Annotated in this window: 19 protein-coding genes and 1 tRNA gene; 7 read left to right on the forward strand and 13 right to left on the reverse strand. The window is 61.3% G+C overall.

Translation table 11 applies throughout. The features are described 5' to 3' along the window. Nucleotides 1-79: 79 nt before the first annotated feature. Genes H7F35_RS31400 through H7F35_RS31420 form a run of 5 tightly spaced genes read right to left on the reverse strand, consistent with a single transcriptional unit; the run spans nucleotide 80 to nucleotide 6,810 of the window. Complete coding sequence (locus H7F35_RS31400) at nucleotides 80-1,282, reverse strand: YbfB/YjiJ family MFS transporter (RefSeq protein ID WP_187110397.1); 1,203 nt, start codon at nucleotides 1,280-1,282, stop codon at nucleotides 80-82. 16 nt (nucleotides 1,283-1,298) lie between these two features. Beyond that, on the reverse strand, nucleotides 1,299-2,930 hold the full coding sequence (locus tag H7F35_RS31405) for an ABC transporter ATP-binding protein (RefSeq protein ID WP_410010743.1): 1,632 nt from the start codon (nucleotides 2,928-2,930) through the stop codon (nucleotides 1,299-1,301). Next, nucleotides 2,930-3,955 carry an ABC transporter permease gene (locus H7F35_RS31410; RefSeq protein ID WP_410010744.1) on the reverse strand — a complete coding sequence of 342 codons (1,026 nt, stop codon included), beginning with the start codon at nucleotides 3,953-3,955 and terminating at the stop codon, nucleotides 2,930-2,932. The genes H7F35_RS31405 and H7F35_RS31410 overlap by 1 nt, the downstream gene beginning before the upstream one ends. Before the next feature lie 10 nt (nucleotides 3,956-3,965). Then, nucleotides 3,966-4,979 carry a microcin C ABC transporter permease YejB gene (locus H7F35_RS31415; protein ID WP_187110400.1) on the reverse strand — a complete coding sequence of 338 codons (1,014 nt, stop codon included), beginning with the start codon at nucleotides 4,977-4,979 and terminating at the stop codon, nucleotides 3,966-3,968. A gap of 19 nt (nucleotides 4,980-4,998) precedes the next feature. Next, entirely contained in the window at nucleotides 4,999-6,810 is a 1,812-nt protein-coding gene (locus tag H7F35_RS31420; protein ID WP_261803432.1) for an extracellular solute-binding protein, read from the reverse strand. A 58-nt stretch (nucleotides 6,811-6,868) separates the two neighbouring features. On the opposite strand from H7F35_RS31420, the gene fabI reads away from it, so the two are divergent. Both fabI and H7F35_RS31430 read left to right on the forward strand, forming a co-directional pair. Then, nucleotides 6,869-7,651 (forward strand): enoyl-ACP reductase FabI, encoded by a 783-nt coding sequence (fabI, locus tag H7F35_RS31425; protein WP_187110402.1) that lies wholly within the window; start codon nucleotides 6,869-6,871, stop codon nucleotides 7,649-7,651. A 70-nt stretch (nucleotides 7,652-7,721) separates the two neighbouring features. After that, the gene (locus tag H7F35_RS31430) at nucleotides 7,722-8,576 is read left to right on the forward strand and encodes a DNA ligase (protein ID WP_187110403.1); all 855 of its coding nucleotides are present in this window, start codon (nucleotides 7,722-7,724) and stop codon (nucleotides 8,574-8,576) included. 39 nt (nucleotides 8,577-8,615) lie between these two features. Here the strand turns inward: H7F35_RS31430 and H7F35_RS31435 are convergent, their stop codons facing one another. Next, nucleotides 8,616-10,913, reverse strand: a complete 2,298-nt coding sequence (locus H7F35_RS31435) for an arginine/lysine/ornithine decarboxylase (RefSeq protein ID WP_187110404.1) — start codon at nucleotides 10,911-10,913, stop codon at nucleotides 8,616-8,618. A 214-nt stretch (nucleotides 10,914-11,127) separates the two neighbouring features. Between H7F35_RS31435 and H7F35_RS31440 the strand changes: the two genes are divergently transcribed. The 3 genes from H7F35_RS31440 to H7F35_RS31450 all read left to right on the forward strand — a co-directional run bounded on the left by H7F35_RS31440 (nucleotide 11,128) and on the right by H7F35_RS31450 (nucleotide 12,646). Beyond that, on the forward strand, nucleotides 11,128-11,553 hold the full coding sequence (locus tag H7F35_RS31440) for an NfeD family protein (protein WP_187110405.1): 426 nt from the start codon (nucleotides 11,128-11,130) through the stop codon (nucleotides 11,551-11,553). A 37-nt stretch (nucleotides 11,554-11,590) separates the two neighbouring features. Continuing rightward, nucleotides 11,591-12,520: an SPFH domain-containing protein gene (locus H7F35_RS31445; protein WP_099789315.1), complete on the forward strand. Its 930-nt coding sequence runs from the start codon at nucleotides 11,591-11,593 to the stop codon at nucleotides 12,518-12,520. 35 nt (nucleotides 12,521-12,555) lie between these two features. Continuing rightward, nucleotides 12,556-12,646 (forward strand) — tRNA-Ser (locus tag H7F35_RS31450). A 1,129-nt stretch (nucleotides 12,647-13,775) separates the two neighbouring features. Here H7F35_RS31450 and H7F35_RS31455 read toward each other — a convergent pair. Next, nucleotides 13,776-15,365 (reverse strand): DUF3987 domain-containing protein, encoded by a 1,590-nt coding sequence (locus tag H7F35_RS31455; protein ID WP_187110406.1) that lies wholly within the window; start codon nucleotides 15,363-15,365, stop codon nucleotides 13,776-13,778. 972 nt (nucleotides 15,366-16,337) lie between these two features. On the opposite strand from H7F35_RS31455, the gene H7F35_RS31460 reads away from it, so the two are divergent. Both H7F35_RS31460 and H7F35_RS31465 read left to right on the forward strand, forming a co-directional pair. Continuing rightward, entirely contained in the window at nucleotides 16,338-17,345 is a 1,008-nt protein-coding gene (locus H7F35_RS31460) for an inovirus-type Gp2 protein (RefSeq protein ID WP_187110407.1), read from the forward strand. A 251-nt stretch (nucleotides 17,346-17,596) separates the two neighbouring features. Next, nucleotides 17,597-21,502 (forward strand): tetratricopeptide repeat protein, encoded by a 3,906-nt coding sequence (locus tag H7F35_RS31465; RefSeq protein ID WP_187110408.1) that lies wholly within the window; start codon nucleotides 17,597-17,599, stop codon nucleotides 21,500-21,502. An 81-nt stretch (nucleotides 21,503-21,583) separates the two neighbouring features. Here H7F35_RS31465 and H7F35_RS31470 read toward each other — a convergent pair whose 3' ends face one another. The 6 genes from H7F35_RS31470 to H7F35_RS31495 form a co-directional block, all read right to left on the reverse strand. After that, nucleotides 21,584-22,279, reverse strand: a complete 696-nt coding sequence (locus tag H7F35_RS31470; RefSeq protein ID WP_187110409.1) for a hypothetical protein — start codon at nucleotides 22,277-22,279, stop codon at nucleotides 21,584-21,586. 825 nt (nucleotides 22,280-23,104) lie between these two features. Continuing rightward, the gene (locus H7F35_RS31475; protein WP_187110410.1) at nucleotides 23,105-24,073 is read right to left on the reverse strand and encodes a GNAT family N-acetyltransferase; all 969 of its coding nucleotides are present in this window, start codon (nucleotides 24,071-24,073) and stop codon (nucleotides 23,105-23,107) included. Then, entirely contained in the window at nucleotides 24,033-24,923 is an 891-nt protein-coding gene (locus tag H7F35_RS31480) for a patatin-like phospholipase family protein (protein ID WP_187110411.1), read from the reverse strand. The genes H7F35_RS31475 and H7F35_RS31480 overlap by 41 nt, the downstream gene beginning before the upstream one ends. After that, a complete protein-coding gene (locus H7F35_RS31485; RefSeq protein WP_187110412.1) occupies nucleotides 24,920-25,264 on the reverse strand; it encodes an STAS domain-containing protein in 345 nt (114 codons plus the stop codon). The genes H7F35_RS31480 and H7F35_RS31485 overlap by 4 nt, the downstream gene beginning before the upstream one ends. Before the next feature lie 16 nt (nucleotides 25,265-25,280). Then, nucleotides 25,281-25,760, reverse strand: coding sequence for an ATP-binding protein (locus H7F35_RS31490; RefSeq protein ID WP_187110413.1), 480 nt, complete (start codon nucleotides 25,758-25,760; stop codon nucleotides 25,281-25,283). After that, a complete protein-coding gene (locus tag H7F35_RS31495; protein WP_261803434.1) occupies nucleotides 25,757-26,791 on the reverse strand; it encodes a sensor histidine kinase in 1,035 nt (344 codons plus the stop codon). The genes H7F35_RS31490 and H7F35_RS31495 overlap by 4 nt, the downstream gene beginning before the upstream one ends. Nucleotides 26,792-26,865 lie beyond the last annotated feature (74 nt).

A 26,865-nucleotide genomic window follows, 5' to 3' on the forward strand; every position in this document is an offset into this window, starting at 1 on the left:
GGGCGGTTGGTACCCGCCCGTTTGGTCGTGAGCCTCGAATTATATGCTATTCGTGTGATAAATGAAGGGGCATTCGCACTCAAGCAGCCACGGGCGCACGAGATTTAGACCAAACCACCGCAAACAGCACCGCACCGAGGGCCAAGGCGGCAGCGGCAACCAGCAATGGCAGCTCGAAAGACCCGGTTCGCTGCGCCAACGGCGCCGCAAACAACGGGCCGATGATCTGCCCCACCCCATAGGACGCCGTGGCATAGCCGATCAGTCCGGCAGCGGCATTGCCCCGTAGGCGGCGCGCTTCCCGCATCGCAAAAAGCGTGATGGCGGTGAACGGCATGCCCAGCAGCAAGCTGCCGAGCGCAAAACCGCCGATGGTCGGCCATGCCACCGACAGCACCACACCGAGCGCCTGCAGTGCATAGGCCACGGCCAGCAGCAACCGGTTGTCCCAATGCGTCGGCGCGCGCGCGCCAATCAGGGCGCCCGGAATGATGGCCAGCCCGAACAGGGGCCAGAAGAAATCGGGCCACGACGAACCGGGCAGCGCTTGCCGGGCGATCACGGGCAGAAAGGTCGCAGTGATGATGTAGCCGAAGCCGGCCAGACCGTAGAGCGCCACCAGCCAGATCGCGTCGCTGCGGGCCGATGCCGACCCCGCAACACCCGCTGCCGCCACAGGCGCCGGTGCAGCGCCATTGCCGACTGCGGGCGGTTCGCGGTCGTCGAACACCCGCCAGATCGTGGCGATCAGCACGATCGCCAGAAAGCCGAGGCCGATCCATCCGGCCTCCGAGCCCCAGCGCCCCAAGACCCCGCCCAGCAATCCGGTCATCGCGATCCCGATGCCCGGCCCGGTGTAGATCACTCCCGCCAGCGTTGGTGCATTGGTTTCAGCCAGCCGCCGCATGCCCCAGCCGGAAGCGAAAACGAAGACCCAGGCGCTCATCACGCCCGCAGCCGTACGCAGGACGCCCCAGCCGACGAAGCTGTGCAGCAGCCCCATGCCGAGCAGCAGCGCTGCGGTGGCGACCAGCCCGCCGCGCACCATGCTCGACGCCTTGACCCCGATGGCCGCGCAACTGACGGCCCCGAAGAAGTAACCCAGATAGTTGAGCGACGCCAGCACACCGCCGGCTGCCAGCTCCAACTTTCCCTCGTGCAACATGATCGGCAGCATGGGCGTGAAGGCAAAGCGCCCCAGGCCCATCGCCACCGCCAGGGTGACCATACAGGCCAGCGCCGCGCGCCAGGCACCGCGCTGGTCGCGTCCGATTTCCGACATTTCTTGCAGTCTCCGTTTATTCCAGCAGCGCGGCGGCCACCAGCTTTTTTGTATAGGGATGCTCGGGCGCATCGAGCACGCGCTCGACCGGCCCGGTTTCGAGAATGGCCCCGTCCTTCATCACGATGACCTGGTGCGCCATCGCCCGGATCACCTCGACGTCATGCGTGATCAGCAGGTAGCTCAGCCCCCGCTCCCGCTGCAGGCGCTGCAGCAGGCTCAGCACCTGCTTCTGGATCGTCACGTCGAGCGCGCTTGTGGGCTCGTCGAGCACCAGCAGTTGCGGATCGACGATCAGCGCACGGGCAATGGCCAGCCGCTGGCGCTGCCCGCCCGAGAACTCGTGCGGATAGCGGTCGAGCAACGAAGGAAACTGCGCCTCGGTCAACCCCACGTCGGCCAGCGCCGTGAGCGCACGAGCGCGGCGCGCCTCGGTGTTGAGCTCGGGTGCATGCACGCGCAGCCCCTCGCCCACAATCTGCTCCACCGTCATGCGCGGCGACAGCGAGGAAAACGGGTCCTGGAACACCACCTGCATCACGCGGCGCAGGCCCAAGTCGGATGCGCGACCGACCGCCCAGCCCTTGCCGTCCACCTTCAGCGTGCCTTTGTGCTTCAAAAGCCCCAGCGCAGCGAGTGCGAGCGTCGACTTGCCCGACCCCGATTCGCCGACCACACCCAGCGTTTCGCCGGGCACGATGCGGAAGTCCGCACCCTGCACGGCGACGAATTCGCCTTTGCGGAACCAGCCGACAAAACCTGGCCGCGGCACCGGATAGATCACGCGCAGCGCCTTGGCTTCGAGCACCGGCACCGCATCAGCCCGTGCCGCCACGGCGGCCACATCGCGCTCCGGATGACTGTCGATCAGCTTGCGGGTGTAGGGGTGCTGCGGCGCGTCGAACACAGGCGCCACCGCGCCATGCTCGACCACATGGCCGTTCTCCATGACCACCACGCGGTCGGCGAAACGGCGCACCAGGTTCAGGTCATGCGTGATCAGCAGCACAGCCATGCCGTACTTGCGCTGCAGGTCGGCCAGCAATTCCAGAATTTGCGCGCGCACCGTGACGTCGAGCGCCGTGGTCGGCTCGTCGGCCAGCAGCAGGCGGGGCTTGCAGGCAAGCGCCATCGCGATCATTGCGCGCTGTCGCTGCCCGCCCGAGAGCTGATGCGGGAACGCCCTCGCCCGTCGCTCGGGCTCGGGAATGCCGGTGTCGGCCAGCAACTGGACGGCTGCTGCCTGCGCGGCACGGGCCGACAGCCCTTCGTGCAGCTCCAGCACCTCGGCGATCTGGTCGCCGACGCTGTAGAGCGCATTGAGCGCGGTCATAGGCTCCTGGAAGATCATCGCGATCTCTTTGCCGCGAATGCCGCGCAGCTCCCGCTCTGGAATCGATAGCAGGTCACGTACGTCCTGCGGCCGTTCCGGGCCGAAAAGCCTTGCAACACCGGCAAGATCGGCGTTCTGCACCAGGCGCAGCAGCGACAGTGCCGTGACGGTCTTGCCCGAACCCGACTCACCAACGAGCGCGAGCTTTTCGCCGGCGGCGATGTGGAAGTCGATGCCGTGCACCACCTCCTTGCCGCTGAACGCGATGCGCAGGCCCTTCACGTCGAGCAGCGGCTGGTTCTTCTTGTCGCTCATCATTTGTCGGCCTTCCGGGGATCGAGCGCATCGCGCAGCGCGTCGCCCATGAAGGTCAGCAGCATCAGCGTGACGACCAGCACAGCGAAGGTGGACAGCGAGATCCACCAGGCGTCGATGTTGCCCTTGCCCTGGCTTAACAGTTCACCGAGCGATGGCGTGCCTTGCGGCACGCCGAGGCCAAGAAAGTCGAGCGAGGTCAGCGCAAGAATGGCGGCACTCATGCGGAATGGCAAGAAAGTAACGACAGGCACCATGCTGTTGGGCAGGATGTGGCGCCACATGATCTGCAGGTTGCCCACGCCGAGCGCGCGCGCCGCGCGCACATAGTCCATCTGGCGATTTCGCAGGAACTCGGCACGGACGTAGTCCGAAAGCCCCATCCAGCCAAACAGGCTCAGCAGGATCAGCAGCAGCGCCACGCTGGGCGTGAAGATCGCGCTGAAGATGATCAGCAGGTACAGCTCGGGCATCGCCCCCCAGATCTCGATCAGCCGCTGGAAGGTCAGGTCGATCTTCCCGCCGAAGAACCCCTGCACGGCCCCCGTCGCAATGCCCACCACCACGCCGATCACCGTGAGCGCAAGCGCAAACAGCACGCTCATGCGAAAGCCATAGATCAGTTGGGCCAGCAGATCACGCCCTCGCTCGTCCGTGCCGAGCAGGTTCTCGCGCGAGGGTGCCGCCGGGTTCGGCGGCTTCGAGAAATAGTTGAGCGTGCTCGGGCCGTAACGATTGGGCGCATAGAGCGCCCAGTTGCCACCCTGGGTGATGCGTTGCTCGACGAACGGATCGAGGTAGTCGGCCGGCGTCTCGAAATCGCCGCCGAAGGTCTTCTCGGAGTAATCCCGCAACACTGGGAAATACGTCTTCCCTTCGTAGCGCACCACGAGTGGCTTGTCGGTGGAAAGCACGTCGGCAAAAAGGCTCAGCACCACCAGCACCGAGAAGATCAACAGGCTCCAGAACCCCAGCGGATTGCGGCGAAAACGGCGCCAGGCACGGCGCCCGGGGCTCACGGACACAGCAAGCGCTTTAGTCAAACTTCACCCTCGGATCAACCCAGACGTAGCAAAGATCGGAAATGAGCTTGGTCACCAGACCGATCAGCGTGAACAGATAGAGCGTTCCCAGGAACACCGGGTAGTCGCGCCGCAGAACGCTTTCGTAGCTGAGCAAGCCCATTCCGTCGAGCGAAAACAGCGTCTCGATCAGCAACGCGCCCGAAAAGAAAGCGCCGATGAAGGCCGTCGGAAAACCAGTGATGATCGGAATCAGCGCGTTGCGAAACACGTGCTTCCAGAGCACCTGACGCTCGGCCAGCCCCTTGGCACGCGCCGTCAGCACGTACTGCTTGCGGATCTCTTCGAGGAACGAGTTCTTGGTGAGCATCGCGGTGATCGCGAAACTGCCGAGCACCATGGCTGTCACCGGCAAGGTGATGTGCCACAGGTAATCAACGATGCGCGCACCCCAGCTCAGCGACTCCCAGTTCGGCGAAGTCAGCCCGCGCAGCGGAAACCATTGCAATTGGCCGCCGAAGATCACGAGCAGCGCCACGCCCAACACGAAGCCCGGGATGGCATAGCCGACGAGCACGAGCAACGTCGTCAGGAAGTCGAAACGCGAGCCTGCGCGAACCGCTTTCGCGACGCCCAGCGGCACCGCAATCAGGTAGCTGATGAAGAAGGTCCAGAGTCCCAAGCTGATTGAAACCGGCAGCTTCTCCTTGATGAGCTGCCACACGTCCTTGCTCTGGAAAAAGCTCTTGCCCAGATCGAAGCGCGCGAACTGCTTGAGCATCTGCCAGAAGCGCTCTGGCGCCGGCTTGTCGAAGCCGTAAAGAGCCTTGATCTCCGCCACCTGCCTGGCATCGAGAGTACGCCCGGTGGGGCCACCCGAGATGCGGTTCTCCTTGTTGGTCAGTTGCGACAGCAACTGCTCGGCCGGACCACCCGGAACGAATTGAACGATGGCGAAATTGAGCAGCAGCACCCCGAACAGCGTGGGAATGATCAGCAAAAGGCGTCGGAGCAGGTAGGCGGCCATGCGGTCTGTCTGTGTCTGTCTACTTCGTCGCCGGATCGATCCACCACATCGTCAGCATCGCCGAGCCGGCGAGAAGACGTTGTGGCAAAGGGGCATCAGGACGGCGCAGCTTGCGCTTGTGGGCAATGAAATATTGCTTGCCGTAGTACATCGGGATCACGTAGTGCTGGTGCAGCAGGTAGCGATCCAGCAGCCGCGCAGCCGCCGCGAGCGACTTGCGGTCCGAACTGTTGACGATCACTTCGAGAATCTCGTCGATCACCGGATCGCTGATGCCGCTGAGGTTCTGACTCCCCTTTTCGGCGGCCGATTTCGAGCCGAAGTCGTCATACAGCTCGTTGCCGGGACTCGACGAACCGCCCGCGATATTGATGGCCATGTCGAAGTCGAAATCGTCCTGTTTTTTCTTCAGCAGGCTCGGGTCACGCAAGCGGTACTCCAGCGCGATTCCCAGTTTGGCGAGGTTGCGCGCATAGGGCGCCAGCACCACGCCCGAGCTGCGGTCCGCAATGTCGAAATTGATCACGAAAGGCGTGCCGCCCTTGTCGCGCAGCGCACCATCGCGGTAGGTCCAGCCCGCTTCCTTGAGCAGTTCCTGCGCGCGAATCAGGTTGCGCCGCAGGCCTTCGGCGGTGCCTCCGCTGCTGTCGGGACGCGGCAGTTCGCCCTTCACGTTGTCGAGGTAGCGCTGCTTGTTCTTGAGGCGGTCGATCAGCATCTGCTCCTCGGGGCTGACCTCGGGCTGTGCCATCAGGTCGTCGCTGTTCTGGAAGTAGCTCGTCGTGCGGCCTCTGCGCCCATAAAAGAGATGCTCGTTGAGCCAGTCGAAATCGAAAGCCAGTGCCAATGCGCGGCGCACGCGCATGTCCGTGAAACGGGGCTGCCGCAGGTTGGGCGCAAGGCCCTGCATGCCTGTGAAGCGGCGATGCGAAATCTCTTCCTTGACCAGCTCACCAGAATCGAAACGGCGGCCCTTGTAGCGGCGCACCCAAGCGATGATCGAGCGTTCTTCCATCGCATCGAGTGAGCCAGCCTTGAGCGACTCCTCCTCGCCCAGTGCATCCTTGAAGTACTGATAGGACACCGTGCCGAAATTGAACATCCCCTTGCGCACCGGGAGATCGGCTGCCCAGTAATCCGGCCGCCGGCGGTACGAGATGAACTTGCCAAAGTCGACCTTGTCCACGACATACGGCCCGCTCGCGATCGGCGGTTCGCTCACGATCTGGTCGAACGGCTTGCCCATGCCCCAGGCGCTCGAGAACACCGGCATCCCGCCGATGATCATGTGCAGTTCGGCGTTCTGGCGCCTGAAATCGAAACGAACCGTGCGCTCCCCCACCACCACGGCATCCTTGATGTCAGCCCAGTAGGAACGAAAGGTCGGCCCTGCCAGTTTGCTCATCAGGGTGTCGAAGGAATACTTCACGTCCTTCGCCAGCACCGGCGAGCCGTCAGAAAACCGGGCCTTGGGATTCAGGCGGAAGGTGACGCTCAGGCGGTCGGCAGCAAGCTGCACATCTTCCGCCAGCAATCCGTACTGGGAAAAGGGCTCGTCTTCGCTGGGCGTCGTCAACGAATCGAAGATCAGGCCGTACTCGGAGAACACGAAGCCGTTGGCGCTATAGCCCATGCCTACCGGCGGCACGCCCCGCAGCGTGAACGGATTGAGCTTGTCGAAGCTACCGCTGGCCGACAGCGTCAGCTCGCCGCCCTTGGGGGCATCGGGATTCACGTAATCGAAATTCTTGAACGACGCCGGGTACTTCGGCTCGTAACCCATGCCCAGGCCATGCGCTGCCCACGAGGGAAGCGCCAAGAGAGCCAACATCAGGAGCAGCCAACCTCGCATGCGAGAATTCTGCCCAAGATTTTCACAAGGCAACTTCATGGGCTTTCTTTCCGGCAAAAAACTGTTGATCACCGGTGTGTTGAGCAATCGCTCCATTGCATATGGCATTGCCAAGGCCTGTCATGAACAGGGCGCCGAACTCGCCTTCAGTTATGTCGGCGAGCGATTCAAGGACCGTATCACCGAATATGCCGCAGACTTTGGCTCGAAGCTGATTTTCGACTGCGATGTGGGCGACGACGCGCAGATCGACAAGCTCTTCGCCGATCTCGCGCAGACCTGGCCCACCTTCGACGGCTTCGTGCACAGCATCGGCTTCGCACCGCGCGAAGCCATCGCGGGCGACTTCCTCGAAGGCCTCTCGCGCGAAGGCTTCAAGATCGCGCACGACATCAGCGCGTACAGCTTCCCGGCGATGGCCAAGGCGGCCCTGCCCTACCTCAACGCCAAGTCGGCCCTGCTCACGCTGACCTACCTGGGCGCCGAGCGCGCGCTGCCCAACTACAACACCATGGGCCTGGCCAAGGCCTCGCTCGAAGCCTCGGTGCGCTACACCGCTTCGTCGCTCGGCCCGAAGGGCATGCGCGTGAACGGCATCAGCGCCGGCCCGATCAAGACACTGGCAGCCAGCGGCATCAAGGGCTTCGGCAAGATGCTGGCCGCCGTGGCAGACGCTTCGCCGATCCGGCGCAACGTGACGATCGAGGAAGTCGGCAACGTGGCCGCCTTCCTGCTGAGCGACCTGGCCAGCGGCGTGACCGCCGAGATCACGTACGTGGACGGCGGCTTCAGCAATGTGGTCGGGGGCATGGCGGAATAACCGCTGAACTCGACCGGCTTGAAACGGCCGCCCAGCGGCCGCTTTTCGCTATTCATTTCGTAGCATCATCATGTTGAATCGACGCTCCCTCCTTCTGGCCGGCCTTGGCGCGACCTTGCTGCGCGACGCGTTCGCGCGCGACGCCGCACCATCGCTGATGCTTGCCGAGGTCTACCGTCGCGGCATGTCGCTGGGCGACTACTGGGTCAGCGAGAAATTCGATGGCGTGCGCGGCTACTGGGACGGCAAGCAGCTTTGGACGCGTGGCGGCGAAAAGGTCGTGGCGCCAGCGTGGTTCACCGCCCCGCTGCCGAAGCAACCGCTGGACGGCGAGCTGTGGGCGGGCCGCGGCCGCTTCTCTCACGCGGTCTCGACCGTGCGCAGCCAGAGCCCGAGCGACGTTGCCTGGCACGAGATGCGCTTCATGGTGTTCGATCTGCCGGCACAAGGCGGCGACTTCACCGCGCGATTGGCGGCACTGCGCAAGCTGCTGCCGGTCACGGATGCACCCTGGGTCGTGCCCGTGCCGCAGCAGCGGGCGACCACGCACGAAGAACTGCAAGCACTGCTCGACAAGACGGTGAAGATGGGCGGCGAAGGCCTGATGCTGCATCGTGGCGGCTCGCTCTACCTCGGTGGCCGCAACAACGACCTGCTCAAGGTCAAGCCCTTCGACGACGCCGAAGCACGTGTGATCGAGCACGTGCCCGGCAAGGGCAAGCACAGCGGCCGGCTCGGCGCGCTGATGGTGGAGACGCCCGAGGGCAAGCGTTTCAAGCTCGGCACCGGCCTGACTGATGCAGAACGGGAGAACCCGCCGCCCATCGGCAGTTGGGTCACCTATCGCTACAACGGCGTCAACCCGAGCGGCCTGCCCCGCTTCGCGCGCTTCATGCGGATTCGGGAAGACGCACCGCGCTCGTGAAAGAGGCGCCATTGTGGCGCCCCTTCTTTTTGATCACCGTCAGTCGATCTTGCGCACGCAATCTGCGTAGTAGCGCTTCTTGCCCGTCTCGTCGATACGCGCTACCAGGCCGTGGATGTCGGTCTCGAAGCCCGGGCACTGGGTGTTGAACTCGCGCGAGAACCGCAGGTAGTCGACGATCTTCTTGTTGAACACTTCGCCCGGGATCAGCAGCGGAATGCCCGGCGGGTAAGGCGTGATCAGGCTGGTGGTGATGCGGCCCTCGAGCTCGTCGATCTCCACGCGCTCGGTCTTGCGGTGCGCGATATGGGCGAAGGCGTCGCTGGGCTTCATGGCTGGTGTGAGGTCGCTCAGGTACATCTCAGTCGTGAGGCGCGCCACGTCGAAGCGCGCGTACAGCTTGTGGATGTGCTGGCAGAGGTCGCGCAGGCCGAGCTTCTCGTAGCCCGGATGCTGCTGGCAGAACTCGGGCAGGATGCGCCACATCGGCTGGTTGCGCGCGTAGTCGTCCTTGAACTGCTGCAGCGCCGTGAGCAGCGTGTTCCAGCGGCCCTTGGTGATGCCGATGGTGAACATGATGAAGAAGCTGTACAGGCCGGTCTTCTCCACGATCACGCCGTGTTCCGCGAGGAACTTGGTCACCACGCTGGCGGGAATGCCAGTCTCGGCGAAGTTGCCTTCAAGATCGAGGCCGGGCGTCACGATGGTCGACTTGATCGGGTCGAGCATGTTGAAGCCGTCGGCCAGGTCGCCAAAGCCGTGCCAGTTGCGCGGCGACTTCTTGGTCTTGCGCTTGGCTTCCTTCTCGCCCTTCATGATCCAGTCGTCGGCGCGCCCAATGCCTTCGTCGACGAGCTTTTCAGGGCCCCAGACCTTGAACCACCACTCTTCCTTGCCGAACTCTTCCTCGACCTTGCGCATGGCGCGGCGGAAGTCGAGCGCTTCGAGAATGCTCTCCTCCACCAGCGCGGTGCCGCCGGGCGGCTCCATCATCGCGGCGGCCACGTCGCAGCTCGCGATGATCGCGTACTGCGGGCTGGTCGACGAGTGCATCAGGTAGGCCTCGTTGAAGAGGTCACGGTCCAGCGCGCGGTTCTGCGAGTCCTGCACCAGCACGTGGCTGGCCTGGCTGATGCCGGCGAGCAGCTTGTGCGTGGATTGCGTGGCGAACACGAGCGAGTCTTTGGGGCGCACGCGGCGCTTGCCCATCGCGTGGTAGGCGCCGTAGAACGGGTGGAAGGCCGCGTGCGGCAGCCACGCTTCGTCGAAGTGCAGCGTGTCGACGTAACCGTCGAGCATGTTCTTGATGGTCTCGGTGTTGTAGATCACGCCGTCGTAGGTCGACTGGGTGAGCGTCATCACGCGCGGCTTGACCGTCTCGGGATCGACATGCGCGAGCAGCGGGTTGGCCTTGATCTTGGCCTTGATGGCACTCTGCTCGAACTCGCTCTGGGGGATCGGGCCGATGATGCCGAAGTGGTTGCGCGTGGGCTTCATGAACACCGGAATCGCGCCGGTCATGATGATCGCGTGCAGGATCGACTTGTGGCAGTTGCGGTCGACCACCACCACGTCGTCGGGCGCCACCGTGTGGTGCCACACCATCTTGTTGCTGGTGCTGGTGCCGTTGGTCACGAAGAAGCAATGGTCGGCATTGAAGATGCGCGCCGCATTGCGCTCGCTGGCTGCCACCGGGCCGGTGTGGTCGAGCAGTTGACCCAGTTCTTCCACGGCGTTGCAGACGTCGGCGCGCAGCATGTTCTCGCCGAAGAACTGGTGGAACATCCGGCCCACCGGGCTCTTGAGGAACGCCACGCCGCCCGAATGGCCCGGGCAGTGCCACGAATACGAGCCGTCTTCCGCGTAGTCGATCAGCGCCCTGAAGAACGGCGGCTGCACGCCTTCGAGGTAGCTCTTGGCCTCGCGGATGATGTGGCGCGCCACGAACTCCGGCGTGTCCTCGAACATGTGAATGAAGCCGTGCAGCTCGCGCAGGATGTCGTTCGGGATGTGGCGCGCGGTCTTGGTCTCGCCGTAGATGTAGATCGGCACGTCCGCGTTCTTGCGGCGCACTTCGCCGATGAAGGTGCGCAGGTTCAGCACGGCCGGATCGAGGTCGGGGCCGACGGTGAACTCCTCGTCGTCGATCGACAGGATGAACGCGCTGGCGCGGCTTTGCTGCTGCGCGAACTGACTCAGGTCGCCGTAGCTCGTGACGCCCAGCACCTCGAAGCCCTCGCTTTCGAAGGCCTGCGCGAGCGCGCGAATGCCGAGGCCCGAAGTGTTTTCGGAGCGGAAGTCCTCGTCGATGATGACGATGGGAAAGCGAAATTTCATGAGCGGGGCTCCGGACAGGCAGTAAGGCGAGGCAATGAGACGAGGCGCGAAGTGTACGGAATTCAGATGAAGAATCTGGTCAGCCTGACGCAAGACATTCCAGCGATGGCGGCAAGGGGCCCTTCCGTGGGGACAGTACCCCTACGTAACACAAGCGCTTGAAACGGTATGCCTCAGAATGGCGCGAATCGAACAAGCACAAAGAGGAGTTGTCATGGCGAATTCCACCGTCTGGTGGCTGATAGCGGGGGCCGCCATCGTGGTCGAGCTGCTGTCCGGCACTGTCTACCTGCTGCTGCTGGCCGCCGGCTTCGCTGCCGCGGCGATTGCGGCGCACCTGGGCTTTGGCACCGTCACACAGTTGCTGGTGGCGGCAGTGATCGGCGTGGGCGCCGTGCTGGTCTGGTATTCGATCCAGCGCAAGCGCCCGCCAGCACCGCCGACAGGCACCAACCGCGACGTGAACCTCGACATCGGCGAAAGCGTCTTTGTCGATGCATGGAACCCCGACGGCACCGCCACCGTGCGCTATCGCGGCGCGCAATGGACCGTGGTGCAGCGCGCGGGGCATACGCCCTCGACCGGCGAGCACCGCGTGGTCGAGATGATCGGCTCCCGGCTCGTCGTCGACAAAGTCTAGTCAGTCAGAACACAGAACTCAGAAAAGGAAGCGCACCATGGAATTCTCCGTACCTCTCATCATCCTGGTCATCGCGATCATCTTCATCAGCCAGTCGGTCAAGTTCGTGCCGCAGCAGAACGCATGGGTGCGCGAGCGCCTGGGCAAGTACCACGGCACCATGACGCCCGGCCCGAACTTCCTGATTCCGTTCATCGACCGGGTGGCCTACAAGCACAGCCTGAAGGAAATCCCGCTCGACGTGCCGAGCCAGATCTGCATCACGCGCGACAACACGCAGCTGCAGGTCGACGGCATCCTTTACTTCCAGGTGACCGACCCGATGCGCGCGAGCTACGGCTCGTCGAACTACATCGTGGCCGTGACGCAACTCGCTCAAACCTCGCTGCGCAGCGTGATCGGCAAGCTCGAACTCGACAAAACCTTCGAGGAACGCGATGTCATCAATGCCCAGGTGGTCGCCGCCATCGACGAGGCCGCGCTCAACTGGGGCGTGAAGGTGCTGCGCTACGAAATCAAGGACTTGACGCCGCCGAAGGAAATTCTGCTGGCCATGCAGGCGCAGATCACCGCCGAGCGCGGCAAGCGCGCGCTGATCGCCGCATCGGAAGGCCGTCGCCAGGAACAGATCAACATCGCCACCGGCGAACGCGAAGCCTTCATCGCCCGCTCCGAGGGTGAAAAGCAAGCCCAGATCAACAACGCCCAGGGCGAGGCCGCGGCCATCACCGCCGTGGCCACCGCCACGGCGGACGCCATCGAGCGCGTGGCGGCCGCCATCCAGAAGCCTGGCGGCGAGCAGGCCGTGCAGCTCAAGGTGGCTGAGCGCGCCGTCGATGCCTACGGCAAGGTCGCCGCAGACTCCAAGACCACGCTGATCGTGCCGAGCAACATGACCGAGACGGCCGCACTGATCTCGTCGGCCATGCGCATGATTCAGACCGGCAAGAGCTCCGGCCCGACCTGAAAACGGCCCGAAGCCACGCTATAATCGTGGGCTCAGGAGCGGTGGATGAGCGGTTTAAGTCGCACGCCTGGAAAGCGTGTGAGGGTTAATAGCCCTCCGCGGGTTCGAATCCCGCCTGCTCCGCCAGTTATCTAAGTAAATCAATAACTTAGATCTGTTTTTGGGTTTTGTCCCACATAGAAACCCACATAAAGCCGCTGCTCTTTGAGCAGCGGCTTTTTTGTTTCAGACCGCAATCCGCGCCGGAGGCTTGTCACCCAGCCGCCTGCCTTGTAGCTTTGCCTGAAGTTTCCGCTCCGGATCCCGAGAACTATTTGCGCCGGCCGCCCCCTAGTGGCTGGCCCTTCCCGCTACTGCTGCGTCCACCCACACGTCGACCCGCGAGCCCAGACGCAGGGTCGATACGCAGGATCGAAGGTGCTTCGCCTCAACAAGGCACGGGCACAAACAGGCTCAGGCCGCACGAGCGTCTTCAACCGGATCAATCCGTTTTACGCTGACTCTGATCCAGGTTTTCCGAAACGCGTCGAAATTGGCCGACGCGCACGCTGATTTCTAGAGCGGGACATTGACGAACGGATCTCGCGGCAGACGCAAAAGCGTTGCTGATCAACCACCACCTGACGCGCTCCTTCGAACGCTACAGCGCTCCCAACCTACATGAAGTTCCACGATGCAGTTTGGTATTGCCTGAAGTCTGGTTTCGAAATGACGAGGGGCGACACAACGACGAGTGACTCGGCGCACGCCACATTGGCACAACAAGTCACGGCACCTTCCGTTGCCGAGCGGCCGCACCATTCGACCTTGTCCAAAGCCGGCGCCGATTCCTCACCACGAGGACAAGCCACTGCGCGGCATGAGGCCGTGGCCAGCGCTCCGACGGGCGCGATGCTGAGCCCCAAGCAGGTCATGGCGCGCACGGGCCTGGCGAGGTCGACGTTCTATGAACGTCAGAAAACCCCAAAAGCCGATACTTCGATCCTAGTTCTCCGCAGGCTCGATCGCTGGGCGGGCTACCTGGAAACAGAGGGCGATCGACGGATAGCCGCCCGCCCCACGGCGAGGCGATAGCCCCGACCACGGACCGCGCAGCGGCCACTCAGGTCCCCACTGGGCGCCGCCCATGTATCGCCACTTGCCGGCGACGATCGTTATGGCGACTGAATTGCCTCAGTCGAACTAGCACGCCGTCCCGCACCGTTACCAGATGAAGGACTTTGAGTGGGGCATCAACACTCGTGCATCTAAAAAATTAGCGCGCCCACGCGCGGACAATGCCGTCAGCCCGAGCAACAATTCTATTTTCTCGCACCAAGTATTCCAATGTTCTGGCGCGTTGAGATGCGCTTATCTTTGGACGACCAGGCCCATAATGAGCAATCTCAGTTCGAGAAATCGGCTGAAAATCGGTCATCGTCCATCTTTTTTCCAAAAAATTAAGCAATTGATCTGCATCACTTTTAAGCTGGTCAAAAGCTTTCCTCTCGAACAATACATAATTCATTTCATTCAAGTGCCAAATGACCAGTTTTATCGCACTCGTGATGTGGTAAAGACGAATATTTGGATCATCTGATTCCATTTTGGAAAACAAAGCTGCAAGCCTGGCAGCATTTTCGGCTGCCTTGGCTGCCGCAGATCGGATATTTTTGAAACGCCCGCCTTTCGTCACGGATTCTTCTAGGTGCCGGACAAAAGATATCCATGCTTGTGCTGCTCGATGATCAAATGTCAAAATTATCGCCTGACGGACATCGAAATCTATTAGTGCCTGCTGCGCCAATAGCGCGTCAAAATTCTTCAAAATCTTTTGAACATAGTTTCGACTCTTTCTAAGGATACCGTACCGCTGTCCTTGTGTTGATTCAGGGTGAGAAACAAGGCACCTCGCCAGCATCCCACTTTCAGCAAACTCTCCATCTCGCTTTGCTATGAGCTTCTCAAATCCCTGCGGCTGAATCATCAGACCTAATGTGAAGCGAGGATCCTTGACAGCAATGTCATAGTCTCTATTTTTTAGATGGACATTTCTCCCATCCCAAAGAGAGTTCAAAAAACCCAATTCCTCCATTGCACCCGATTTTGTGACATTCAGTCCTTCACTTGAAATAAGGGAAGTAACAGGAACACATTGGGAAAACGCGCGTTTGAAAGCAGCAAATGTCGCGGCCTCTTGAAGTAATTTCAAAACCACTGGAGGCGTGGGTTCCTGCCTATTCAATTTATGCAGCTCGATCAAGGCGGTTGCCTCACTGCCGCCGCTGGCCTTGTTATATAAACGATTTGCTTTTCTGACTTGGGCTGTCCAGGTTCTGTGCTTCGCCTTGAACTCAAGTCGCGATTCGCTCATTTGAAGATCGACTTTCTCCTGGAAGTTTCTGAGGGGTGCGGTGAAAATGTTGTCCACTGCAGTCTTCCGTTCACCGCTCTCCGCAACGGTTACCAAAAACAGACCGCAGGAGCTGGGTTCGAGACCTGGGCGCTGCACTTTGATGCCAGCTTGGCATACCGCGGATAGGCTTGCAATCAAACTCCCACTGATCAATGCAGCAGGCGCGCCAACCAGCGCACGAACCTCCTCAACTGCTTCTCGCAAGGGCTCAAGCAGATAGTCCGTCGGAAAAGGAGGCGCGCGGGGTTCTTCGTACCAAGGAGTTGATGGTTTCAAAATCTCGTAGCTGATCGGGCAGCCTTCAGCTGTCGCCCATCCACCTGGGTGTGCAAGCCCTACCGCCTTCAAGGCCTCCTCTTCACGCGCTTGCCAGGATCCGTACTTCTCGTCGATCTCGCTTCTAGACATCCGAGGAACGTCCCACAAATCATCAAGGCTCGATTTGTCCATTGCCTACCAATTTTTTGCTAATGACTGCTACTTTAGCAAAGCTTAGCAATGGTTTTTCTCCGTTTTTCTAAATTTACTCGACATTGAGGTTTCAGTACGACACCATCAGTCGGGTCGTCGCTGGCTATCGAGTGCGAAGCGATGGCAGTTTTAGGGAGCAATCCGGGTGACATGTGTGCCGGCGCAAGCGCCTGCCAGCAAACGAAAGTTTGGTGCTGTTGCTGATCATCGACAGAATGCCGAGCAGCCAATTTGCCATCGTTCGCGGTGCCTCGACTGCTTCGCCGACTAGTCGCCTGTCACTTCAATCTCTCTTACGCCATTGTTCGATGGATCCGATCCGCCTCAGCCCCCACCCCTTTTTCGCGCGCAAGCTCTCCGCCCCTACGACTTCAGCGATTGATCTGCGCTGAGCACCCATAGCGGCACAGTTTGCGATGATCAGATTCGCTCAACCTTCTTGCACCAAGCGCAAATCCCGAATAAGCATCACGCGATGCCCCATCAACTTGCCGGGGGAATTCACTCATTTCTCCACGCTCAATTCCCCTCATTTTTCGAGGAAAAATCTATTTTCAACGCATTGATTTGAGTAAATTTTAACTAGGGCTCTTATGAGATAGGAAGCGGCCAGTCATTATTGCAATAGAACCTAGCTTGCTTTGCAACGAGCGTCAGCCTCTTCCATGCATGACCGTTAGCCATGCATTCCATCTCAACCCGAGCCTCAGGAATCCTCTTATGGAACCATTTACTCTCTTCACCACCGAAAACTCAACCACGCAGGACGATGCTGAACAATGCGCTTGGAGTCCACTTGACGAAGAAAACGAGAAAGGCCCTCTTTCTCGAAGAATGACGCGGTATGTCAACATGTGCTGCGCACTGATCGAAAGCGCTGGGCGTATACAGTGTACGCAGCTCCCCCGCAATAGATTTGATATCAAATGGGGTCCAGCAATGAAGCCATTCGTGGAATTCCTGCGCCGCGAGCAAGCCACCTACATGACGGATGGTTATCCAATTTCATGGATAGACCATGCTCATGCGGAATTGTTGGTTCGCCACATACATGCCTCTAATCTCTTTGAGCAAGACCTTGAGTGGGATTTCGTCTGCATGGATTCGGACGTCGCAGCGCAGCAGATCAAGCTGCTCAATAACGTTGTCTATGCGATTCGCTCCGAGGGGGGTAGCCTGGAGTTCAAGGAGAAGCTTCGTCGCCAAAAAGATCTGGTCGAGCAGCGCAACGGCTTGATCACGAAATTCCTGGGCACCCACTTTCTGAATCATCGCCGCATTCTGGTGCTGCGTGTGGACCTGGGATGGAACACACCAGCAGAGGGTACGTGGGATGCGCTTGAAGGATCTGTATCCTACGCAGAGGTTAGGGAAGCGCGTGAAGCGTTGATAGCGTATTTGCGCAAGCGATTTCCTAAAACCCTGGTGGGGTATGCATTACGCCTCGAATACGGCCTGGACAAGGGGTTTCATTACCACCTGCTCGTGCTCTTGAAAGGCAGCAAGCACCGGCGCGACGAACTGCTCGCGCGAGAAATCGGCGAGTATTGGAAAGAGGTAATTACCGCGCAGCGAGGGCACTACTACAACTGCCACGTCAATAAGGAAAGCTACAGGCAACGGGGTCTGCTGGGCATCGGAATGATCCACCGCCGTGACCCGCTCGGCAGGAAGAATTTGGAACGCACCGCCTGCTACCTGCGCAAGCACGATCCTTTCATCAAAGCGCACATGCCGCAAGGCGATCTGACGTTCTGGAGAAGCGAGATGCCGGAGAAAAACATTGTTCGCCGCGGTCGGCCGCCCAAGAAGCGGCCAGCGCTCTCGAAGCCGGGCAAGAAGCCAAACATTACGCTGCGCCCTCGCCCGTCGAGCAAGGCCAAGACGAACAGTCGGCATAAGCCTCGACCTGTTCACCGCGACAGGATCATGAGGCTGGCCTCAGATCCTCTTGCTTGAGAGTCCCGATCACGTGCTCGAAGCCGCGTGGGCTCTTTTTTAGAATTTCATCTTCAGGTGGGGCCCAGGAAGCTCGTTGAAGTGCTCGACGGCCACGGGCTACCCTGATCGCGGCGCTAGTTGCCTGCGGCGTCCATAGACCAGAGGTGGTCAATAATGATCAGATGCGCAGGTGCCGCCGACAGCCCGAAGGAGGCTGCGAGCGCCCTGTTCCTTCGACACCTGAACCGCATTTCAACACTCGCATATCCGTGGCCAACGTAGATGGACGGGGCGTCCACCTGCCCGCCAATGAAAAGGTGTGGGAGTCCTGGGTATCGCACGTCCTCGAATCCAAATTTGGAAGTCGAGCCAACGCGTACGGACGCCATGGACAAGCCCAGGACGGCATCGATTTCGTAGTCTATGACGGCGATGCGCGCGTGGGTATCCAGTGCAAGTTTGTCGCCCTCGGCAGTCGGTTGAACGTCGCCCAGGTCGCGGAAGACATCAAGGCCTCTCAAGCGATCGTTCCGCCAATCACCAAGTTCCTGCTCTATACATCGGCGCCAAGCGATGCCAAGACGACCAACGCGCTGGACGCCCTGCGCCCCGCCGTTGTAGCCCAAGGCAGATCCTTCGAATACGCGATGTGGCGCGACTTTGAAGAGGAAGTGCGGCGCTACAACCTCTTTGATCGACTGGATGGCACAGGCGGCGACACGCTTGCAAGCACCCCGACAAAAGAAGCGTTGCACGCGGTCTCCAAGCCGCCGAGCGAAGCCGGCGTCATCACTCAAGATGCCGTCACGAGCCGTGCCAGCACGGCCGCGACCTACCTGGTCATGCTGGACGAAGTCAAGCTGCACATGACCGACGGCGATATCGCTGGTGCCACAGCGCTGGTTGATCTGGTCCTCAAGCGCAAAGACGCGCTGCCTGACGCCGAGTTGGCGCGAGCATACGGCCAGAAGGCCGTGCTGGTGGGGCGGGCAGGCAACGCGCCAGAGGCGGCGCGACTGTGGCGCAAGGCCGCCGAAGCAGAGCCATCCGAGGACCTCCGACACGGCCGCTTGGCGCAAGCCTTGGTGTTCGAGGGGCGCCATGAAGAGGCATTGGCTGCAGCGATTCCCGGACTTGCACTTGACCCGCCCTCCACGCTGGCAGCGCTGGCAGCATTGATCAGCAGCCAACATCTTGGAAGACGGGCTGAAATTGATGCACGCCTGAGCCGGCGCCTCAAGTCCGATCGTGACGTGGGCTTGATCCGGGCGCATATGGCCGCGGTGGACGGCCAATTCGCGCTGGCCGAGGAAGCACTGGACGAAGTCGCCAGGGACAACCCGGATGATGCCGATGTGATGTCACTGCAAGCCGACTTGCTGATGCACGAGGCCATTGGCGATCCAAAGAGCCCTCGAAGCCGCCTCGTGTCAGGTCGCGAACGCCGTGCAGTGGAGGCCGCTCTATCGCTCTACCGCGCCTCTCTCGATAAACGCGACCCTGTACGCGAAAAAGGCGGCTGGCTTCCCTCTGCCCTGAACCTCGTGACCGCGTACAAGATGCTCGATCAGCACGAAGAGGCTGCCGACCTCGCCGCCCGCATCTTCGACGTACTGGGCAACGTGGACGAGCACTTCGACAGGCTTATTCTTGCAATGGCGGAGGGTGGCCACGAGCAACGCGCACTGGATCTGTCAAAACCGAAGGGCTTTGGAAGCGTCATGCTGCAGCTGTCCCGAGCCAGCGCCTGGATGCACCTTGGAGACTTCGGCAAAGCCGAAGCAACGCTGGCGGCGGCGGAGTCGGCGGCAGAAGGCCACGAAGCCGATGATTTGCGCTGGATGCTACTGGCAGCGCGTTCAAAAACGCACCCGTCCGCCAGCCTCGAAACAATGGCGCGAGGCTACTACGAGCAGGCACATGACAAACTGTCTGCATGTCGCCGCATCGCGGAAAACGCACGAAGCCTGGGTCACCCGGAGCTAGTCTTGCAGTATTCGCGTCAAGCCATTGCTCTTTACCAGAAACGGGCTGCCCCCGACTTCTTGCTTTTCATCGCTGACGCCCACTTGACGCTCGGAGAAAAGGAGGAAGCACTCCGACTGTTGCTTCCGCACGTGAATCTGGATCAACCTCAGGGCGGGCTGCTGGAGGAGCGCGTGGCCTTCTGTTTGCTGCGACTGCATCGACTCGAATCGCTCGGCAAACTGCTGCTGGGATTGGATCCGAAAGCTTCCGACGCCCGACGCTTCGATGCCTACCGCATCGACTACCAACTCGCGCGTGGGGATCGTTCCGCCGCGCTGAGCGCAGTTCACCTCGCGCTGGCGCGCAGACCGGCGGAGCTCAAGCTCCAGATGATGGAGATCGTGTTGCTGCGCGAGAGTGGACAGGTTGCTGAGGCAGTGTCTCTACTTGATAACACGGCGTACCAGTCCCATGCATCGTTGGATGCTGTAAGCCTCTATACGAGGGAGGCACGTGCACTGGGTCGAGAATCGATGGCCGACGATCTGGCATATCGCTGGATCCGTGAACACGGCGATGTCCCGGAGAACGCCGCATGGTTCCTCTCCTACGTACTGCTCGACAAGAAGGAGCGCCCAGTTCCTCTTGGGCTTTCGGCGGTCGAACGTCAGTGCGGTGTCTGCCTCAAGGCGACCGCCGGAGACCACCAATCGCATTGGATCGTGATCGACGAACGGTTTCCTGAAGACGTCGCGAGCGGCTGGTTCACGCCACATTCCGATCGAATCTCAGCGCTACTCGGCCAGCCGCGCAAGGCGAGGATCGAATTCAATGCCTTCCCCGGCGGACCGTTCAAAATTGAGTCGATTGTGGGTGTGCTTGTTGGTGCCTTTCAGCTCATCCAACGCCGCTATGGCAGCCAGCTTCCCATGGTGGATTCCTTACGCAGCTTTTCCGTGAAAGGGAAAGGCGGCGAATATGACTTCTCCGCACTCTTCAAGATGCTGGACGATAGCAAGCGAGCATCGGATGCAGCCCTGTCCTTCTACGCGGATACCTTGATCCCTATCGGGGTACTGGCCCATGCGATGCATCGGCATCCGATTGACGTCTGGGCGAAGTTGGTCGGGACGCATCGGCGTGTCAAGGCCATGTCGGCTGGCGCCGAGTCGGCGGCGAGGTTCTCCCAACGTCTTCAAGGGTCACTCGACATTGTTCTTGACCCCTTGGCGCTTGTGAGCTGGGATGCGTTCGGACTGCTTCCTTCCGCCTTGAAGTCCACACGCGCTATTTCGATGACCGTGTCCGCTGTGGATCTCATTCGCAGCAAGCAGTTGATTCTCGCGAAAAATCAAGGCAAGACGCAGACACTCCTGGGCGCAAGCACGCAAAACGGGTTCTATGAAAGAACTGAGATCACACCGGAGATAAACGCGAAGGAGATCGAGCGTTTCGATCGGATCATGAGATGGGTGGACGACCATGTCCAGGTGGTCCCAGCGCCGGCCAGCGGCCTGCAGGAAGAAGTGTATGCAGACATGCGCATCGATTGGCCCCACTACATCGCTGACGGAATGCAGTTGGCAGCATTTCAGAATCGAGTCCTGGTTGCCGACGACATTGCGCTTGAAGCGCTGGCCGCGACCTCGGGGGCCTTACAGGTGCCTACCACCGCGCTTTTCCGAGAGGCAGCAGTCAAGGGGCGGATCACGGCCATCGAGCACGCGCAGGTCTTGCGAGCGTTTGCAACGGCGAACTATGAATTCATCTCCTTCAATGCACAGGACCTCATGACCCTCACGGACGTGGAGGCGACGTCCGTCACTCCTGGGGTGCTCGAGATGATTCGCTACCTGCGAATTCCGTTGCTGGACCTGCCAAGTGGGCTCCGAGTAATGGCTGAATATCTGCAGCGATTGGCTGAATGCAGGGTGGCCGTCGGCGTTCTGTCCGCCGTACTTGTGACGGCCTTGTCGTCACTGAGTCGGCACGCGACACATGAGCTTCGGTTGGTGTACGGCACGTTTTTTCGATTTGTACGGCGTAGCCTTCCCAGCCCGTATTCAGAACAATCAGCACTAGCTATGGATGCTTGGCGCAAAAGCCATTTGCGATCGCTCCAGGATGTCGGCCTACGCAAAGCTCCGCTACGGCTCCGAGCCGAGCAACCGAAAACTGCGTGGCCGCAACGCAAGCGAGGCCGATAGTCCCGCTTTCGACGAAAGAAGCCCGTGTGAATGCTCTTGGCTGAAGCGTCCACGCCTGCCGTTCAACTCTTTAGGAGTTGATCACGGCTGCCGTGTTGCGACGTACTCCATGTTGTTGCCACGTAGATCTTTTCCGGCCGTACGCAGGCCTGTTTCCGTCAACTCGACAATCGAGTATTCCTGTGATCCTCCACGAGGCGTCAGGTCTTCCAGGCGATAGCGTGGTGGTGGCGGCATTCCGACTGTCGGCGCAAGGGCCGTCACGCGATCAATGTCTAGGTCCGGTTGGCCGGTCTGACGCACCACGGTCTTGAGCGACTTCAGATCGATCGACGTGATCGAAACACTTTTGCCCGCCGCACGCCACGTGCCGGTTTCAGAAACCGTCCAGACAACTGTTTTGCTTGGCGTTGACTCCCCATGAATGCGCATGATGCATTCCCCACTGAAGTTGTAGGCGCCATTCTGCTGAAATCGTGTGTAGCCGGTGGCAATAATCTCCCCCTCCGGCAGCACATACCGCGCCACGCCTTTCCATCGGCCCACCAAGGCTTCTGGGAAGGTTTGCGACTTCTCGCCTTCTGCTTCACTGCCAGCCGCCTTGTTGGGCGCCTGGTTGACTATCGTGACGTTGTTCAGCCGATTTCCATTTCCAATCGCAACTGTTCCACTTTGCTGGATTGACGCAGCCTTCTCGGACGCGGGCGCTTGAGTGAAATAGGTAACGATGGCGCCAAGAAGGCCGAGGATCGCAGTGGCAATGGTTGATTTCTTCAAGGATCAGATTCCGCTGTGATTCGATTTCTAAGACGCGCTGCCGAGGTTTGGGACTGAACCATTGAATCGTACGTCCAAGAACGCACCCGGAAGCTTAGCGAATCGTCCGCGAAGGAAGATTTCACGACCTTCGGCAACACGTGCCTGTGCGATGCACCTAGTCACGGATTGCGGGATCTCTGGACCTGCACTTGTGCTGACGAGCAGGATCCGCGCTGTCAAAACGACGATGGAACATGTGCCGACGCGCGCAGACCTATGCGAGCGCTTGCGCACAAAAAATAACGCGATGACAGATGGGATGGCACAAGCCGCTGCTCGTGCCTTTCATCTTCTCCATCCCCTTGGTGCTCCGGCTGCACCACCCCTTAAAAAGGTCACCCATGCATTCCATCAACAGTGCCCCAACAATCGACGAAGTCTGGACAGCACGCGCCATTCGCTACAGCCAGCGTGAACTCGTCGGAGCACAGGAGGGGGCGATCACTCAGAGCCCTCTCCTAAACGCGATGCGGCACGCCAGAGCGTGGGAAGAGCTGGGAAAGAGCATCGTGCACAGCGATAACTGCTTCTACGACAAGTGGTCCGAACGCCTTCCCCGAGGAAAAGTCCAAGCCTCGGACGCTGAGTCTTGGCTCCTGCGCCCGATACTCGGCGAGGATCTTCTCAACATCGATACGTGGTCCTTCCTGTACTCCCTGTACATGAACTCGGTCAGCGGCGGTCGCAACGGCAGCTTCACGATCAGGAATCGCTTGTGCTGCTTGCACGACTCAAGCTTCGTGAGAGCTGCTTCTTCGAGGCCAAGGTGGGCACGCAGGTAGGTCAAAGCCGGCAGCTGACGCGCTCCACACCTCGGTCGGGGGGCTCGTCGAAACCGGGTTCCAGCCCATGCTTTCGCATGAAGGCCAGCATGCGCAGGTTGGCGTCGAGCACATCGCCGTAGAGGTGGCGCAAGCCTGCGTCGCGGGCACCTGTCATGAGGGTGGACATCAGCCGGCCTGCCACGCCGCAGCCCTGCCAGCCATCCAGCACGCTCAGGGCCAGCTCGGCGCTGCCGCGTTCGAGGTCCACGACGAACCAGCCTGCTTCGCCGATGATTTCCTCTCCGTCAGTACCCCAGATGCAGGCCACCCAGGCCGCATGCCGAATGCCATCGGCGTTGACCAGGTAGGCCACCAGCTTCGGCGAGGCGCCGCTCACGCCGCCATGGAAACGGTTTCGCCGCGATGGCACCGACCATCCAGGCAGACTCGGCAGCTGCGCAGGCAAAAAGCCTTGCTGGATCTTCTGGCCGATCTGCAATTCGCGGGACAGCGCCTGCAGCAACTGGCTTTTGTGATCCTGCAGGCGCTTCTTGGCCAGCGACGATTCGATGCGCGCATGCAGTACCACGGGGTTGAAGGGCTTGGGCAGGTAGTCGTCTGCCCCCAGCTCGAGACAACGCACCACGCTTTCGCTTTCGTCAATGGCCGAGACCATCACCACGGGCAGTTGTGCCAACTGGGGGTCGGCGCGGATGCATCGCAGGGTTTCGTAGCCATCCATCTCGGGCATGGTGATGTCCAGCAGCACCAGGTCCCAGTCCTGCTGGTGCAACTTGTCGAGCGCATCGCGGCCATTCACGGCGACGCCGGCTTCATGGCCCAGACGTCGAATGCGCCGCACCAGCAGGTCGCGATTGATCTCGAGGTCGTCGACCACCAGGATGTGCATCGGGCGCTCTGGCGGCTGCGTTGGCATCGGCATCGACTCAGGCCGCGACGGACTCAACGCGTTCGCGGCGATCTGCATCGAGCAACGCGTGAAGGTACGGCAGTTGCTGCAAGGCGGCCTGCTCGCCCTCTTCGATGATGTAGGGCACCTTGTCGGTGTCGAACAGGCGCACGCGCTGCTTGAATTGCGGCAGGATCAGGATCATCTCGGAGTGGTGCGCCGCGCTCTGGAAAGCCAGGCGTGACTGGAGCAGGTTGTTCGCGAGGATCGCGCTGAGCTGGGCCGCAAAGCGGCTCGCGCTGCGGATATTGTCCTGGTATGGGCTCTCGAAGCCCACTGCGACGATCACGCGGCTGCCGTTCTTCATTGCCACGCTGACCGGCAGCGGGTCGGACATGTAGCCGTCGACCAGCAGCCGGCCGCCCAGCTTCACGGGCGCAAACGCCAGCGGCAGCGAGACGCTGGCGCGAATCGCATCGACCATGTCGCCGCGAGTGATGTCGACCAGTTCGCCATTCATGAAGTCGGTGGCCGTGATGTGCAGCGGAATCGGTGTGTCCTCGATGCGCCGCTGCCCGAAGACATGGCGAAAGGCCGCGAGCATCGAGCCATCGTCGCGCAAGCCGAAGTTGTCCGCCCGAAACCCGAAGAGCCTGGGTGCCAGCAGGCGCAGGAAGCCCATATGGTTGCGCCTGGAGGTCATCTTGCGGGTCCAGGTGCGCAAGGTGACGTCGGTCATCCTGGCGGCGTCGAAGCCGAGCGCAACGCCGGCCGCGAACAAGGCGCCGCCGCTGCACCCGACCACGCGATCGATGCCGATGCCCGCGTCGGTCAGCGCCTTGACCACGCCGATGGAGGCCGCGCACTTGACGCTGCCCGAGCCGATCACCAGCGTGACCGCAGGCCCCTGAACCGGCGCGCGTTTCATGCGGCCTCCGTGAAACTCTCCACCGCGTGGCGCACGTCGGGAAATATCTTGAGGATGCTGGTGAAGCCGGCGATCTCGAGCACCCGCCTGACCTGAGGCTGCACGGCGGCTATGCGCAGGTCGCCGCCGGCGAGACGGCAGCTCTTGACGGTGCCGAGCAAGGACCTCAGGCCGGCGCTGCTGGTGTAGTTCACCAGCGAAAAGTCGGCCACCAGGCGCACGTCACCCCCGGAGATCGACGCCGCAAAGCGCTGGGTCAGCGCATCGGCGTTGAGGCTGTCCACGCTGCCGGTGATGGCCAGCACGGCCACCGTATCGTGTTGTGTGATGTTGATCTGCACGAGCTTTCTCCAGGGGTCAGTAGGATGCGAGCGGCACCAGGTATTTCTCGATGGTGAGGACGTTGCCTCGGCGCGGGCGGCATTGGTAGTGCTGGCGGTCGGAGAGTTCACGGATCAGGTGAACGCCCAGGCCGCCCGGCGCACGTGCCTGCAGCACCGCGGTGGCGTCCACAGGCGCGACCGTCAGCGGATCGAAGGGCTTGCCCTGGTCTTCCAGCGTCAACACGATGCGGCGTGGGCCGCGTTGATGCACGATCCGCAGCTCCAGCGTCAACGGGCCGACCTGGCCCACGGGGTAGGCGTGGTGCATGACGTTGACGCAGGCCTCCTCGGCAATGAGCCGAAGGTCGTGGCATGTCTGCTCGTCGATCAACTCGCGACTGCACATGGCGGCAACCATGGCCAGCAACGCCGGCAGGTTGGCGAGCTCGGCTCCGCACGTGATGCGATCGAGCGCGCTGGCAAGTCCGAGGGGGGAGATGCGCTGCTCTGTCATGCCCGGCTCTTCGATGGCGCGTCCGACGACGGCGGCTGGGGCAGCCAGACGGTGAAGCACGAGCCCGCGCCGGGCGTGCTGGTCACCTCGATGTCTCCGCCCATCAGGCGGCACAGGCGGCGGCTGATCGCCAGGCCCAGGCCGCTGCCGCCAAAAGCCCGCGTGCTGCCCTCGTCGGCCTGCAGGAAGGGCTGGAACAGCTTGCCGATCTCCACGGGGCTCAGGCCGATGCCGGTGTCCTCGATATCGAAGCGCACCTCCAGTGCGCCGGCTTGCCGCTCGCGTGTGGACGCGCGCAGTTGCACGCGACCTTGGGTCGTGAACTTGGCCGCGTTGGACACCAGCGCAATCAGCACTTGCCGCAGGCGAAGAGCGTCCACATCGACCAGGACCAGGCCCTGCTGCACGTCTGTCCGCATGAGGTTGCCGTTGGCGATCAGCAGCGGCCGCACGGCGGCCTCCACGGACGTCAGCAGGCCGTGCAGGTCGCAGTCCTCAAGGTGCAGCTGAATCTTGTCGGCGTCCAGCCGGGTCAGGTCCAGCACGGCATTGATCATCGACAGCAACTCCTTCGCCGCATGCTTGATGCGTCTCAGGTCCGCGTGGGCTGCGGCGGGCACGCTGTTGGTCAGTTCTTCTTCGAGCAGCTCCGCGTAGCCGATCACGGCGTTGAGCGGCGTTCGCAGCTCATGGCTCATGTTCGCCAGGAAGGCGCTCTTGGCCTTGTTGGCCGACTCTGCCTCCTGTCGCGCTTGTTCGAGGTGCAGGGCCTGGGCTTCGATCTGGCGATTGCGCTCCTGCAATGCCGCACGCGTGCGGGCGGTGCGCAGCGACTCGGCGTGAATCGCATGCCCGAAGAGCGAGAGGTAGAGCGCCGCGGCCACGGCCGACAGCGAGATGGTCAGCAAGGAGGTGTCTGGACGGAACTCGAAGCCCGTTGCGGCGGCGCCCGTCACGATACCGAGCACAACGGCCAACAGGCCCCGCAAGGCGTGGCGCACGCCGCCTGAACCCACGTTCGATGCATGCATGGCCCCCCCCCAACGCGACGATGATCCAGGGGTTGATGCCCGAGAGTCCGCCGTAGATTCCGATCAGGAAAGAA

Source organism: Variovorax sp. PAMC26660 (genome assembly GCF_014302995.1).
Classification (GTDB): domain Bacteria; phylum Pseudomonadota; class Gammaproteobacteria; order Burkholderiales; family Burkholderiaceae_C; genus Variovorax.